This window comes from Mycobacterium sp. RTGN6, from assembly GCF_033804605.1.
GTDB lineage: Bacteria > Actinomycetota > Actinomycetes > Mycobacteriales > Mycobacteriaceae > Mycobacterium.
Map to the genome: position 1 here is coordinate 63,987 of NZ_JAPZKZ010000009.1, position 13,945 is coordinate 77,931.

The 13,945-nt window shown below is 64.7% G+C and carries 10 protein-coding genes; 4 read left to right on the forward strand and 6 right to left on the reverse strand.

From position 1 onward, the window contains the following. Nucleotides 1-50: 50 nt before the first annotated feature. Nucleotides 51-647 carry a hypothetical protein gene (locus SLQ33_RS21905; RefSeq protein ID WP_319455989.1) on the forward strand — a complete coding sequence of 199 codons (597 nt, stop codon included), beginning with the start codon at nt 51-53 and terminating at the stop codon, nt 645-647. Here SLQ33_RS21905 and SLQ33_RS21910 read toward each other — a convergent pair. Beyond that, nucleotides 607-2,223 carry an AMP-binding protein gene (locus tag SLQ33_RS21910; protein ID WP_319455990.1) on the reverse strand — a complete coding sequence of 539 codons (1,617 nt, stop codon included), beginning with the start codon at nt 2,221-2,223 and terminating at the stop codon, nt 607-609. The two genes, SLQ33_RS21905 and SLQ33_RS21910, sit on opposite strands and share 41 nt — an antisense overlap. A gap of 264 nt (nt 2,224-2,487) precedes the next feature. Continuing rightward, a complete protein-coding gene (locus SLQ33_RS21915; protein ID WP_319455991.1) occupies nt 2,488-3,003 on the reverse strand; it encodes an ester cyclase in 516 nt (171 codons plus the stop codon). Nucleotides 3,004-3,125: 122 nt separating this feature from the next. On the opposite strand from SLQ33_RS21915, the gene SLQ33_RS21920 reads away from it, so the two are divergent. Beyond that, nucleotides 3,126-5,300, forward strand: a complete 2,175-nt coding sequence (locus SLQ33_RS21920; RefSeq protein ID WP_319455992.1) for a beta-glucosidase family protein — start codon at nt 3,126-3,128, stop codon at nt 5,298-5,300. Nucleotides 5,301-5,306: 6 nt separating this feature from the next. Here SLQ33_RS21920 and SLQ33_RS21925 read toward each other — a convergent pair whose 3' ends face one another. From SLQ33_RS21925 to SLQ33_RS21940, 4 genes are read right to left on the reverse strand one after another with little or no spacing between them, the layout of a single operon-like run. Continuing rightward, nucleotides 5,307-6,290: an acyl-CoA dehydrogenase family protein gene (locus SLQ33_RS21925; protein ID WP_319455993.1), complete on the reverse strand. Its 984-nt coding sequence runs from the start codon at nt 6,288-6,290 to the stop codon at nt 5,307-5,309. Further along, nucleotides 6,290-7,480 carry an acyl-CoA dehydrogenase family protein gene (locus tag SLQ33_RS21930; RefSeq protein WP_319455994.1) on the reverse strand — a complete coding sequence of 397 codons (1,191 nt, stop codon included), beginning with the start codon at nt 7,478-7,480 and terminating at the stop codon, nt 6,290-6,292. Before SLQ33_RS21930 ends, SLQ33_RS21925 begins: the two co-directional genes overlap by 1 nt. Continuing rightward, nucleotides 7,477-8,415, reverse strand: coding sequence for an acyl-CoA dehydrogenase family protein (locus tag SLQ33_RS21935; protein WP_319455995.1), 939 nt, complete (start codon nt 8,413-8,415; stop codon nt 7,477-7,479). The genes SLQ33_RS21930 and SLQ33_RS21935 overlap by 4 nt, the downstream gene beginning before the upstream one ends. Beyond that, nucleotides 8,412-9,554: an acyl-CoA dehydrogenase family protein gene (locus tag SLQ33_RS21940; protein WP_319456239.1), complete on the reverse strand. Its 1,143-nt coding sequence runs from the start codon at nt 9,552-9,554 to the stop codon at nt 8,412-8,414. The genes SLQ33_RS21935 and SLQ33_RS21940 overlap by 4 nt, the downstream gene beginning before the upstream one ends. A 58-nt stretch (nt 9,555-9,612) precedes the next feature. Between SLQ33_RS21940 and SLQ33_RS21945 the strand changes: the two genes are divergently transcribed. Together SLQ33_RS21945 and SLQ33_RS21950 are read left to right on the forward strand one after the other, a co-directional pair. Then, entirely contained in the window at nt 9,613-10,401 is a 789-nt protein-coding gene (locus tag SLQ33_RS21945) for a FadR/GntR family transcriptional regulator (RefSeq protein ID WP_319455996.1), read from the forward strand. Nucleotides 10,402-10,590: 189 nt separating this feature from the next. After that, nucleotides 10,591-13,767, forward strand: coding sequence for an NB-ARC domain-containing protein (locus SLQ33_RS21950; RefSeq protein ID WP_319455997.1), 3,177 nt, complete (start codon nt 10,591-10,593; stop codon nt 13,765-13,767). Nucleotides 13,768-13,945 lie beyond the last annotated feature (178 nt).

Genomic DNA, 13,945 nt, shown 5'->3' on the forward strand with positions numbered 1-13,945 from the left:
AAACCCGCACATCGTCTATCACCCAGCCTGCGACACCAAAGGACTTTGACATGAAGCTTGACATCGGACTCAACGCCGCCGCACACGACCGGCTTTTGGAGACCCTCGACAACCCACGCCACCGTCGAATCGTGGCGAACTATCGCCGTCACGCGCTGCTCGAGGTCGCGGGCGAGTGGGAGCCCATCTTCGCACCCGACATGACGATCGAGATCCCCGTGTACATCCTCGAATTCGGAGGGACCGGTGGACAGATCCTTCGTGGCAATGAAGTCCGCGACATGTACCGCCAAATGAAGGCCGTGGGCGCCAACGTCATCGTCGTCACCGACGAGCAGATCGCAGTCAACGATTCAGGTTTCGGGCAGGAGGCATACTTCCATCAGTTCCTGCGCGGCGACGTCATGCGGGCAATGGGGGACGACGTCGACGACCTCGACGCGTGGTATCGGAAGACCACGATGGTGGCGAGCTTCTGGCCCTATGACGAGCGGGCTCGACTCATTGGCGAGCACGGCGGCAAGATCGGGCCGGTCGAAATCACGCAGATCCCGGAGAGCGAAGTCATCACCCAGGCGGAGGCCCGCGAGAAGCTGCTTCCGATCGTCAACCCCCTACCCGACTACGATCCCGCGCTTGCTCTCTGAGCTCGACCTTGCGCACCTTTCCGGTGACCGTCATAGGAAACTCGTCGACGACCTCGACATAGCGCGGCACCTTGAAATGGGCGATCTTGCCCGCGCAGAACGCCCGGATCGATTCCACGGTGGGTGCGTCGGCACCTGGCTTGATCCGGAGGAAGGCCATGAGTTCCTCGCCGTACCGAGCATCGGGGACCCCGATGACGGCAGCGTCGACGATGTCGGGATGTGAGTAGAGGAGCTCTTCGACCTCTCGTGGGTAGACGTTCTCACCACCGCGAATCACCATGTCCTTGATCCGCCCGGTGACACTGAGGTAGCCGTCGTGGTCCATGACCGCGATGTCTCCGGTGTGCATCCATCCCGCGTCGTCGATGGCTTCGGCCGTCTTCTCCGGTTGATTCCAGTAGCCCGTCATGACGCTGTAGCCACGGGTGCACAACTCGCCAGGGGTATCGCGTGGAACCTGCTCACCCGTGCTGGGATCGATGATCTGGACCTCCAGATGTGGCCCGACACGCCCCACCGTGCCGACCCTGCGCTCGAGTGAATCGTCGGGCTGGGTTTGAGTCGACACAGGCGACGTCTCGGTCATCCCGTAGCAGATGCCGACACCGGTCATATTCATGCGGTCGATGGCTGCGAGCATGACCTGCTCGGGGCAGGGCGAGCCCGCCATGATCCCGGTGCGCAGCGAGCTGAGGTCGAAGTCTTCGAAGTTGGGCAGCTCGAGCTCGGCGATGAACATGGTCGGCACGCCGTATAGCGATGTGCACCTGTGATTCTCGACGGCGCGTAGGGTCGCCTCCGGATCAAAGCCCTGCGCTGGGATGACCATCGTCGAGCCGTGGCTCGTGCATGCGAGATTGCCCATCACCATGCCGAAGCAGTGGTAGAACGGCACGGGTATGCACACTCGATCGTGTTCGGTGTATCCCAACCCCTGGCCGACGAAGTACCCGTTGTTGAGGATGTTGGTGTGGTTCAACGTCGCGCCTTTGGGCGATCCGGTGGTTCCCGACGTGTACTGAATGCACACCGGATCCGACGGCCTCAAACCGCTCGCGATGCGGCGCAAGGTCGCATGATCCGCGCGGGTGTCTGCGATTTCCTGCCAGCCGGCACCGCCGATGATGACGACTCCGCGCAGGGCCGGGCAGCGGTCTCGCACCTCGTCGAGCATGGCGACGTAGTTCGACGTCTTGAACGAGGACGCCGCGAAGACGTAGGAGATGCTGGACTGGGTCAGGGCGAATTCAAGTTCCTGAACGCGGTACGCCGGATTGATGGTGACCAGCATGGCGCCGATCTCGGCGGTCGCGTACTGAAGCAGCGTCCATTCCGGGGTATTTGGCGACCAGATGCCCACCCGGTCACCGGGCTCGATGCCGAGCTGGACGAGGGCCGACGCAATCGCATCGACATCGTCCTGGAATTCGGCGTAGGTCCACGTTCGCCCAGTGGGCGCATCGACGAGCGCTTGGCGATCGGCGAACCGAGATACCGTCCGCCGCAAATTCGCCTCGATCGTCTCGTCGAGCAGACCGGGCAGCGTGGGCCCGTGTGCATGCGACAGCGTCATGGCATCAGACATCCTTCCCTCGGCTCCGTCTTCGGTCGGTCAACTACACGGTCGAAGAGCTCGTCGAATGGAATATGGTGCGTCAGAACATCTTCCAGAGAGTTTCCTTCATCCGTGTAGGGACAAGTGGAACCTATCTGGGCGTGGCACTGCGGGCGCGCCTGCGCGCGCACCGAACGTTGCCCATACGTGCACGGTGGCGACGGCTACGCGACCGACCGACGCACCGTCAATCGGTTCATTCCCAGTGGCATCCGCGCAGTGTCAACGGCCCCAGTCCACATCGGACTCCGGCATGCTGATCAAACGGTAGATGGAGAGGTAGGCAAGGTGGCGCGAGTCAAGGATGATCCAAACGGATTTCAGTTGTTTCAGGTTGCGTTCAACACCTGCGATCTGGCAGCAGAACCTGTTTCGGCTGGCGAGGCAATTTTGCCGATTTACTGGTCGAGGAACATGACCGACATCGCGATGGCCTACCCGCGGGCCATCTTGACCCCGTTCGCCGGACGAATGGTCAAGCTGCACAGAACAACTGGGTGAGAAGTAGAGCGGGGCGTAGGACGTTTCGGCATCCGATAGCTGGCCGACAAACGCCGCGAGACTGACCTCTGACCAGTGATCGACGATCTCGCCACCGTCGACAACGTCGATAGAGATGGCAGTCGCCATGGCGGACCTTCCCTTTGGCGGGATGCCCATGAACTCAGCTTTCTGGTTGGCCGCCGTAAGGGTCCAGCGTGAAGCGACCTTGGGGCCCTCGCGTGCCTCGTCGTGCACTTCGATTAACGCAGGGTCGCACCAGCAGCCACCGCTGTGTTCGGACTGTAAAACTAGCCGGACTCGTTCACCGGTGAACCAGCCAAGTGCGCCCCTCAGACGTCACGGCGTACCGTGATGCGATGTCGACATCCTCGGCACAGACAGTGACCTTTTCCTTCGACGACGGCGTGCGGCAGTTGCGGCTGGGCGAGACCACGGCCGAAACGGCGGCCGAGCGGTTGATCGCGCAGTTGACTGACAAGGAACTGCTCTGGCTACTCGACGGTGATACCCCGATACGGGCCCTGCCATCGATGGTCAAGAAGATCAGCATCATGGCGCTGAGCGGGGGAGCGCTACCGCGGCTAGGCATCCCGGGCATTCGATTCAGCGACGGTCCACGTGGTGTCGTCATCGGCCATTCGACGGCCTTCCCCGTGACCATCGCCCGCGCCGCGACGTGGGAGCCCGACCTCGAAGAGCGCGTCGGGCAGGCGATGGGCGTCGAGGCTCGCGCTGCTGGGGCCAACTACTCGGGCGCGGTCTGCGTCAACCTGTTGAGGCATCCGGCCTGGGGGCGCGCGCAGGAGTGCTACGGCGAGGACCCGGTCCTGACCGGTCGGATGGGGGCGGGACTGACCCGCGGGTTGCGGCGCAACGTCATGGCGTGCGTCAAGCACTTCGCGCTGAACTCGATGGAGAACGCGCGTTTCACCGTCGACGTCACCGTCGACGACCAAGCGCTGCACGAGGTGTATCTGCCGCACTTCAAGACGGTGATCGAGGCAGGCGCCGACTCGGTGATGAGTTCCTACAACTCCGTCAACGGCGACTTCCTCGACGTCAACAAGATCCTGCTCACCGACGTCTTGCGCGACGAGTGGGGATTCGATGGATTCGTCAGCAGCGATTGGGTTTTCGGCATTCACGATGCGGTCAGGAGCCTGGAGGCGGGCATGGACGTGGAGATGCCATTGCGACTGTTGCGGGCCCGGGCACTGCCGGAAGCCTTCGCGCGCGGTCAGTTGGCTCGCGAAACGGTGCTGACGTCGGCGCGACGCATTCTGACCACCACCCTGCGGCACTACGCCATTCGCGACGAAGGCGAACCACCAGCATCGGTCATCGCCAAGGCGGAGCACCGGGTACTCGCCCGTCACGTAGCCGCACGCGGGTCGGTGCTACTGAAGAACGAACCCGTCGGCGGCGCCGCCGTGTTGCCGCTGGCCGCCACGATCCGCCGGCTCGCGGTGATCGGGGCGCTGGCCACCGAGGCGAACCTCGGCGACCACGGCTCGTCGCGAGTGCGCCCGCCCGCAGTGTCCTCGCCATTGGACGGGCTGCGCGAGGCGCTTCCGCACACTCAGATCATGCACCTCGACGGCAGCGACCCGGCCGCCGCGGCACGTGCGGCCACCGACGCCGACGTCGCCATCGTCGTGGCTGGCATGACGTGGGACGACGAAGGCGAATTCATCGCCAACACCGACATGGACAGTCTCAACGTGCTCGGCTTCCCCTTCAACTCAAGGGTTTTGCAGTTCATCGGAGGAAAGCTCGCGACATTTGGCAAGCAGTTCGCCAAGGGCGGTGACCGCGAGGTGTTGACCTTGCACGGTTCCGACGAGGCACTCATCTCCACCGTGGTCGCAGCCAACCCGCGGACCGCGGTCGTCGTGATCGGCGGTAGTGCGATCATCATGGAAGCTTGGCGGCATCAAGTCGCGGCCATTCTGATGGCGTGGTACCCGGGCATGGAAGGCGGCCGGGCCGTCGCCGATGTCCTCATCGGGGCGCAGGAGCCGGGTGGGCGGCTACCCGTGGCGATTCCCACCGATGCGCGTCATCTGCCCTTCTTCGACGCCCACGCGAAGTCGATCGTCTACGACTCCTGGTGGGGCCAGCGCAAACTCGACCGTGACGGGAACGCTGCCGCGTACCCGTTCGGCTTTGGACTGGGGTACACCACATTCGACATGGAGCTCATCGACCATGCAGTCTCTGACCAAGAGGCCGTTGCCACCGTCCGAGTCATGAACACGGGTCGACGCGCCGGCTCGACCGTCGCGCAGGTGTACGCCCTCAGCGACGCCGCCGACGCGGTGCCACAGCTGGTCGGGTTTCGCAGGGTCGAACTGCCCGCCGGTGGCGAGGAGACCGTCGAGATCAGCCTCGACCTGACTCCGACCAAGCAGCGCGACCCCGAGACCGGAACGTGGTCGCGGCGGCCGGGGGAGTGGGGCATCGTCGTATCATCTTGCAGCCCAACGACGCCAACGAACGTGCGACCACTCCTGGTGGACAGCGATGCGTGATGACGACTAGCCGTAGCGTTGCGCCAGTCGCTGCCGGTGTACGGCGGGGGAGTCGAACAGCGCGCGATTGAGCGCGGCTCGCTTGAGGTAGACGTGCACGCCGCTTTCCCAGGTGTAGCCGATGCCGCCGTGCAACTGCATCGCCTTGCCGACGACGTCCACTGCCGCCGCGCATGCGTACGACTTGGCCATCGACGCCGCGACCGACGAGTCGGTGCCATCGGCCACCTGCGCGACAGCTGCATCGACAAGCTGTCGTGCCACGGACGTCTGCACCAGCATGTCGGCGCACGCGTGCTTGACGGCCTGGAACGAGCCGATCGGGCGCCCGAATTGCTGGCGTACCTTCACGTAGTCGACGGTGGCCGCCAGCATCGCCTCGGCGACTCCGAGGCTGTCGCACGCGACCGCGACCGCCGCACGGTCGCGCAACGCTTCAGGAGCTGCTGCCAGTGGCCATGATTCGGCGACCGCGGCGCCATCGGCCGTCACGACCGCGAGGGTGCGGGTTTCGTCGAGCACGGGCTGCGCGGTGATGGACAACTCGGATGACGTGACGACGACGGGTGTGCCGTCCTCGTCGGCGAGCAAGAGCATGAGCTCGGCGCTGTTGGCGTCTGGCACGAACTCGGCGCGGCCCGACACCACGCCGTCGGTCACGGTGAAGCCCGACGCGAACGCGGCGGTCGCGCCGGAACCGATGCGCTCGAGCAGCGCGTCGCGGGAGTCATTGGGCGACAATGCCGTCAGCGCTCCGACGGCTAGCGTCGTGCCGAGGAATGGCGCCCGAGCCCCCGCCCGGCCCAACTCCTCGAGCACGATCGCAGTCTCGACGAACGACGCACCCGCACCGCCCAGTGGCTCCGGCACCTCGAGCCCTGGCCACCCCGCATCCGAGACCTGGCGCCAGTCGACGTCGTCGCCAGCCTTGCCGAGCAGGTCGCGCGCGACCGCCCGCATTTCGTCGTGGAACTCCCGCAACTCGGACATCACGCGGTCGCCGGTTCCCGCGGAAGGCCGAGCCCGCGCTCCCCAATGATGGTGCGCTGAATCTCGCTGGCCCCACCCGGAATCGTCCACTCCCAAGAGCCGATGAAGTCCAGCATCCAGGCGCCCGACTCCCATCCGCTCGACATCGGCTTGGTCAGCACGGTGTGCGCGGCCAAGCCAGTGACGTCGGTGCCGAAGTCCGTCATCCGTTGCAGGAGTTCGCTGTAGAACAACTTGACGATCGACGGATCCGCCGGACCGACGCCCCCGACCTCGTGGCCTTCGACGACGTTGCGGCACAGCCCGCGCAGCCCGGTGAGCTCGATCTCGAACTGCGCCAGCCGATCCCGCACCGACGCGTCGTCGAGCGGCCGGGTGCCGTCGGCGCGCACGCGGGCGCAGTCGTCGATCAACCAGCGAAATCCGGCGTTGCTCAGCCGCTCGGCCAACTCGAGCATCGTCATGCCGCGCTCGGCACCTAGCGTGGCCTGCGCGACCTGCCAACCCTGGTGCTCGGCGCCGATGAGGTTGGCGGCCGGGATCGCGACGTCATTGAGGAACACCTCGCAAAAGTGCGAGTCGCCGATGGCGTTGCGGATTGGGCGCACGTCGATGCCCGGCGTCGTCATGTCCATCAGGAAGTAGGAGATGCCCTTGCGCTTCGGTGCATCGGGATCGGTGCGCGCCAGCAGCAGGCACCAGTCGGCGTGCAATCCGCCACTGGCCCAGAGTTTCTGGCCGTTGACGATGAACTGATCGCCGTCGCGACGGGCCGTGGTGCGCAGCGAGGCCAGGTCGGAACCCGCCTCCGGCTCGGAGAAGCCCTGCACCCAGATCTCGCCGTCGAGAATGGCGGGCAGATGCCGCTGGCGCTGTTCATCGGTGCCCGCGACGAGCAACGTCGACGCGGCGTGGTGAATCCCCACGAATGCCAGCACGAGCCGGGGTGCGTCGTGGGCGGCCAACTCCTGATACAACACGATCTGCTCGCCGACCGACATGCCGCCACCCCACTCGCGCGGCCAGTGCGGCACGGCGAAGCCGGCCTGGTGAAGTTCGGCAAACCACGCCTTCTGGAACGCCACGAACTCGGCGTCGCTCACACCGGTCTGTGCGGCGCGCCAATCGGCGGGCACGTGGTCGGCGCACCACTGGCGTACGTGCGCCCGGAAATCGGCGAGTTCGGTCACGATACGACTGCCCGGTCGGCGCCGAACAACCCGGTGAGCCCGTCGCGGCCGATCCGGCGCGTCAGCACGTCGCGGGTGGCCGATAGCCCAAGGGGTAAGCGGCGCAACGGTTGGCTGTACCGCGACAGCCAGGACAGCGTGGTCTCGTCGCAGAATCCGACGGCGCCATGCAGCTGGTGCGTCACGCGGAACACCACCTCGGCGGCCTCCAGCGCTGCCATCCTGAGGGCGAGTGCGTCGTCGACGGCGTCGGCGTGACCTGCGCCTACGCTCCAGAGCGCGTACTTGGCCAGCATCTCCAGCCCGGCGCGCTCCACCTCGCCGTCGGTCAGCTGGAACTGCACGCTCTGGAATCCCGACAGCGGCTGCCCGAACTGATGCCGTGACTGAACGTGCGCAATGGTGAGTTCCATTGCGCGGTCGAGCATTCCGAGCAAGGTCCAGCACGGGAGTACCAGCGCCAGGGCTACGTCTGCGCGTCCGTCGCCGTCGATGGGGGTGAGGTCCAGCTGCGCGACGAACGCCGGTTCCTCGCCGACGAGTCCGGTCACCTCGCTGCGTCGCCCGTCCAACGTGACTGCCGCCCAACGGACGTCGATGCCCCGGATCGCTGCCGCCGGCCGGTTGTCGGCGACGACGAGCAAACCGTCGGCGTCGAGGTCCGTCGACCTGGACAGCCGCTCGGCGACGGGATAGGGCAACGCCCAGTAGCCTGCGCTGCGGCACAGCGCCGCGGCGGCCTCCAGCGAGTCGGGGTCCTCACGCGGTTCGAGATCCCAGGCGCCGAGATCGGCCAGCACCTGGCCAGCCAGGGCGTCGCGCGTCGTGGGGTCGGCCTCGGCGCGCTGCACCAACTCGTCGCCGCCGGCAGCTTCGAACGCCCGAAGTGCCTGCCGCCCAAACTCCTTGGCCTCCGCGGAGAGTTCGGTGATCATCGCGTCGCCAACATCGAACGCGACAGCAGGATGCGTTGCATCTCGATGCTGCCAGAGGACACGGTCGCGGCCTGCGAATAGCGCCAATGGTCGTCGACCTCCCTGCGGAACAACCCCGCGGTCGGCCCGGTGTCGGAGTCGGGGACCTCGGCGGCCAGTTCCATCAGCACCTCGGCACTGTCCTGGTCCAGCTTGGTGACGGCGATTCGATAGGCCGCGACGTCGGTGGGCTTCACCTGGCCCTCGCTCTGCAGTGAAACCAGCCGGTACGCGAGCAGCCGTGCGCGGCGGCAGTGCGTCAGCATCCGCGTCCAGCGCCCGCGAAGTTCGGTGGGCACGTCATCCCAGCGCTCGCCGAGCACGGTGGGCGCCATCTGAAGCAGTCGCTCACACCGCGCGTACCGGGCGATGCCAAGGCGCTCGAACGACAACACATCCGCAACGATCGACCACCCGTCGTCGACGGTGCCGAGCACGTCGGCCTCGGTCACGCGAAGGTCGTCGAAGAACACCTCGTTGAGATGATGCGGGCCCATCATGCAGCGGATCGGCCGCACGGTAATCGCGGGGTCGGACATCGGGACCAGGAAGATCGTCAGGCCCCGTTGCTTCTTCTCGCCCTTCGTGGTTCGGGCGAGCAGGAAGCACCACTGTGCCATCGTGGCGTAGGACGTCCAGATCTTCTGGCCGTTGATGAGCCAGCCGTCGTCGTCGCGGGTGGCCGTGGTGCGCAGCGACGCGAGGTCGGACCCGGCTTCCGGCTCACTGAACCCCTGACACCAGATCACCTCACCGCGGGCGATCGGCGGCAGGTGCATGCGCTGCTGTGCTTCGGTGCCGTGCCGCATGATCGTTGGGCCGACCCAGTTGACGCCCATGTACTGCGCGCCGCGCGGCTCGTGGTGCGCCCACATCTCCTCGCGCACGACGGTCTGTTCCCACACCGACGACCCGCGGCCACCGAACTCCTCCGGCCACGACATGCAGAGCAGGCCCTGTTCGGCGAGCAGTCGGCAGAACGACTGCGCCAACTCGAGGTCGGCCGGATTGTCGGTGAAGGCGCCTAGGAAGTCCTCGGGCACGTGCGTCTTCACCAGGTCGCGAAGTTCCTGGCGCAACGACGTGGCCTCTTTGCCCATCTCGAAGTCCACGGGGCAATCCTAGAACAATCCTTATAAGGATTGCTAGTATTCATTCATGACCGCGGGGCTGGGACGCACGCCGCAGCGCCGCATCGCCGAGACCGTCGCCGCCGAACTGCGTCAGCGCATCTTGGTGGGTCCCGCCATGGATCAACTGCCTACCCAGGACCAGCTGGTCCGCGAGTTCGGCGTCAGCTATCCGTCGGTCCGTGAAGCGCTGCGCATTCTGGAGACCGAGGGGCTGGTGACTGTGCGTCGCGGCAGTGTCGGCGGCGCGGCAGTGCACCGGCCCGATCGATCGTCGGGCGCGTACCACCTCGGCCTGGTGCTTCAAGGCGCGGGCGTCACGCTCGGCGACCTCGCCGAGGGGCTGCTCCAACTGGAACCGCTCTGCGCGGGCGAAGTGGCTCGCCGCGCCGACCGGATGACGGCCGTCGTCCCCGCGCTGACCGCCAACGTGGACTCCTCCTCCGAGGCGGTGTCCGACGGCGTCGAGTTCACGCGCATCGCTCGCGAGTTCCACGACCTCGTCGTCGGTTTCACCCCGAACGACACCATCCGGCACGTCGTGCGCAGCCTCGTCGCGCTCTGGTCGGCGCAGGAGCAGCAGTGGGCCGCGGCGGTCAGCAAGCGCGGGGAGTACCCGTCGGCCGCGGAGGCTCGGGGCTCGGTGCGCACCCACCGGCGGCTCGTCGACGAGATCGCAGCGGGCAACTCCGACGAGGCACACCGCATCGCACGGCGCCACCTCGCCGCCACGCAGGCCTTGCTGCTGGAACGCTTCACCGACGACGTGGTCAACGCCTCGTCCGCGCGGAACAGGCGTCCCCATAGCGCGATTTAGGTCCAACATCTGACTGAAGTTCTTGGCAGCCTTGGCTGCTTATAGGGGAGCCGCGTGGCTGACCGTGATTGGGGTGAGATGGCCCTAGTCAGGCGAGCCGAATTTGAGTAAGGCCGTGGTCGATACTCGTTTGTATTGAACACTAGGGTGGATTAACGCCAACCGGCTACGAGCGCCGAAGGGGGTTCGGTGTCAGATTGGGACTTCTTCGTTGCGCATAAAGACATCGACTCGCCTGTTGCAGAGTCGCTAGCCGCACTCATCGCACCTCAGGCGCGGGTTTTCGAGGACTCGATGCTCGCGCCAGGAGTCGATTGGGACGTTGTTGGGCGTTACCAACGTTCGTCGCGCATCACCGTCGTGTTGGTCACCGCGAGCAACCAGCCGGGGTTCTTTTATCGCGAAGAGATCGTAACGGGCGTGCGGCTCGCACAGAGGGATCCTGAAAATCATCGCGTCGTGCCAGTTGTCCTCGATGCGTTGACCGATGTCGACATGCCCTACGGGTTGATGATTAAGAACGCCGTTGTCGCTAAGAGGTCCGAGTTGGACGTCGTTGCTCGTCGACTGCTTCAGGCACTGGCTGACATGCCTTCGCCGCGGCAACCGGGTCCAGCCGAATCTGCCGCGGCGACAATCGAATTGCTCTCTGCTGTCGACGACCACTTCCAGGGCATTCGATCGGAGGTTGGGGATGTCGTCGAAACGTTACTCGCCGAACTCGGAGACGTGAATTTCCGGCGGCAATCAGAACGGCATGGGTTGAATCCGGCAGTGTTGCTGACCGCTTCCCGCGAACACCCAAACGCTCTTCGGCAATGGCAGCGTGGTGACGATGGTGCGGCATCAACGCACATCAGTCGGTTTTCGGAGCTACTGGCGACCGCAATCAGCGCAGGATTGACTGATGTACCCGGAGCGGTTGCGCCAGCGGTCGCGTCTGCACTCAGCGGACATCTCACTCCAGACATGCTGGAGAACCTCGACTTGATGCTTGTTCCCGCACGCTCGACGTCGCAGGAGGTCGTGGTGTTCGACAGACGAGGGTCAGGTGACGTTGCCGTCGGCAGTCGAACGTCGCTTGTCGCCCGACGGATGGCTAGCCTGCCCGTGATCGAACGGCGATTCGGCGGCCGTGACGGGATCCTGGGCGATCTGGTAGCGAGCGAGGTCATGTGGATTTCGGGCAGGCCCGGCGTGGGGAAGTCGGCACTGGCCGTGCACTGGGCGCATCGGGTCAAGTCGGAATATGACGAGGTCCTCTATATCGACATGCACGGGTTGAACCAATCCGCTCGACGAACCTCACGTGGCGCTGCACGCATATTGCTTGATGCGATGTATCATCCAATCGGATCGAATCTGAAGGACGATGACGCGCTGTTTGACCACTTGGCCGCGGTGCTAGCTCGCGCAAGATGTCTCTTGATTCTCGACAATGCTCGCGACGCCGAACAGGTTTCGCCAATCGTCAGGGCTGGAGGAGCGGCATGCATCGTAATCACGTCTCGTCAACGACTGCAATCGTTTACCGAAGCGTGTCTGGATGTCCCACCGCTGTCTCGAAGTGCATCCACTGATTTGCTGTCGCAGGACGCGCCGTCAGCTGACGGCGCAGTACTCGATCGAATCAGCGAGTTGTGCGATGACCTTCCCCTGGCGTTGCGCCTGGTGGCTGCGAGGCTGCGTCGCCAGGACATGCCCGCCACTGAGTTGGCACGGCTGCTCGACGCAGAGCACACTAGGTTGGATTATCTGGACGTCGGAGATCGCGCCGTTCGAAGCGCGGTCTTGACGAGTTACGACGACATGTCGGCATCGTCGCGGCACGCGGCCAGATACCTCTCGGTTGCATTCGGTGCGGCCGCGGATGCAGATGAGATGGCCGTCGGATTGGCAACTGACCGTCACACGACGGCGCTGGCCCTGCATCGACTGGTGGACGCAAGCTTTGCCCAGTGCGCGACTGCGGCGACTGCGGCCGGCCAGTTTGAGCTTGCTCCCCTCGTCAGACTGGTTGCAGCGGAGAGATCCGAGGCCGAGGACGATCCGGAATCAGTTGCAGAGTTCAGGCGGCGAATGGCGCGGAACCTTGCTGACCGACTGATATCGCCCAACAAGACGGGGGTTAGTGGATACGCAGAACTTGCGTTGGAGGTGGACCCCACGCGTGCAGAGGCCGCATTGAGCGCCGCTGTTGAAAGCCACTGGTGGGATATCGCCGAGGCCTTGGCGCCGGAGTTACGGGCGCTGTACTCGGTGCAATTCGACTTGGCCGCCATGGCAAACGTGGTTGACCTCCTTGTCACGACCTATCTGGAAACGAATCGACCGGATAGGGCCGTCCTCGCGGCCACGCAACTCGCAGACGACATGAAGGCAAGCGAACAATTCAGAGAGCCCGCGTTGGGTTGGTCACGTCGAGCGGTTCAGCTTGCGGACGACAATGACCTAGCCGAACTCGGCGTCAAGGCCGCAATGTTGAGCTCTGAGATAGCGGTGGACTTGGCGGACTTCGATGCGGCCATCGAGTCGTCACACAAAGCGGTCGCCCTTGCGGAGCGGAATCCACTGCCTGCCATCTTGATTCATCCTCTGCTGAATCTCGGTCGGCTCCTCGGCGAGAAGGCGAACTCTGCGGAGGCGCTGCCGTACCTAAAACGGGCGACTGAACTCGCTGACAAGTTCGGAGTGTTGGGAACGCGCGCGTTCGCGCATTCCTTCCTCGGGGATACGCTTGCCGAACTCGGCCGACTGCGAAAGGCGCGGAAGCAGCACGATCTTGCGGCTCAGCTGTTCGCGGCGGACTCTCAGCCACGAAACGCAGCGATTTGTACCGAGAATTCCGCTTATTGGTGCGAGTCCACCAAAGAGCAATTGACGGTACAACTCCGCGCGATCGACCACTGGAGTCGCGACGGTGATGAGCGTCAGCTCGCGCGGTCGCTTTGTGAGATGGCCACAACTCATCTCGTACTGGAACAGCCTGACGAGGCAATCGCGGCGTTCGACCGAGCCGAAGCCATCGTGGCGAGCGCTGCCGCGACGTTGCCCGCAGATCAGTCACCGCTAGTTGATCTGGAAGTACGTATTCGACGCGCAGCAGCGCGATCGTTGTTGCGACTTGACTTCGACGTCCCGGACCTCGGCGGTGCGACGATCGACGGTGTTCTCGGGATGGTGTCCGCGGAATTGAATCGAAACGAACGGGATGCACACCTCTTCATCAAGTTGCTCACGACGCGCTTCATCAATCGCGTTCCGGATCAATTCTGGCTGTTCAAAGAACCAGCGGACGCTGCCGTGGCAAAAGAACGTCTCAGCCGAGGTACGTCTGCACCTCTTGGCGTCTCCAGTTCAAAATGAAACCGCGAAGTCGTCAACGCCGTGTCCGCGTGAACCGGGCGGACACCTGGCGTGAGTTCTTTGGCGCGGAGGGACTTCGCGATGCGAGTGGGGCGACGTGCACCGTTGAGACGATGTAGGGCATTGCCGTCGCGTCGTACCAACACAGCCGCCACCTGGCGCGCTCGTCGACGTTCCG

What these genes read in the sequence shown, in the direction of transcription:
- SLQ33_RS21905 (WP_319455989.1), top strand. Translation starts at nt 51, where the DNA reads ATGAAGCTTGACATCGGACTCAACGCCGCCGCACACGACCGGCTTTTG.
- SLQ33_RS21910 (WP_319455990.1), bottom strand. Translation starts at nt 2,223, where the DNA reads ATGACGCTGTCGCATGCACACGGGCCCACGCTGCCCGGTCTGCTCGAC.
- SLQ33_RS21920 (WP_319455992.1), top strand. Translation starts at nt 3,126, where the DNA reads ATGTCGACATCCTCGGCACAGACAGTGACCTTTTCCTTCGACGACGGC.
- SLQ33_RS21925 (WP_319455993.1), bottom strand. Translation starts at nt 6,290, where the DNA reads ATGTCCGAGTTGCGGGAGTTCCACGACGAAATGCGGGCGGTCGCGCGC.
- SLQ33_RS21935 (WP_319455995.1), bottom strand. Translation starts at nt 8,415, where the DNA reads ATGATCACCGAACTCTCCGCGGAGGCCAAGGAGTTTGGGCGGCAGGCA.
- SLQ33_RS21940 (WP_319456239.1), bottom strand. Translation starts at nt 9,554, where the DNA reads ATGGGCAAAGAGGCCACGTCGTTGCGCCAGGAACTTCGCGACCTGGTG.
- SLQ33_RS21945 (WP_319455996.1), top strand. Translation starts at nt 9,613, where the DNA reads ATGACCGCGGGGCTGGGACGCACGCCGCAGCGCCGCATCGCCGAGACC.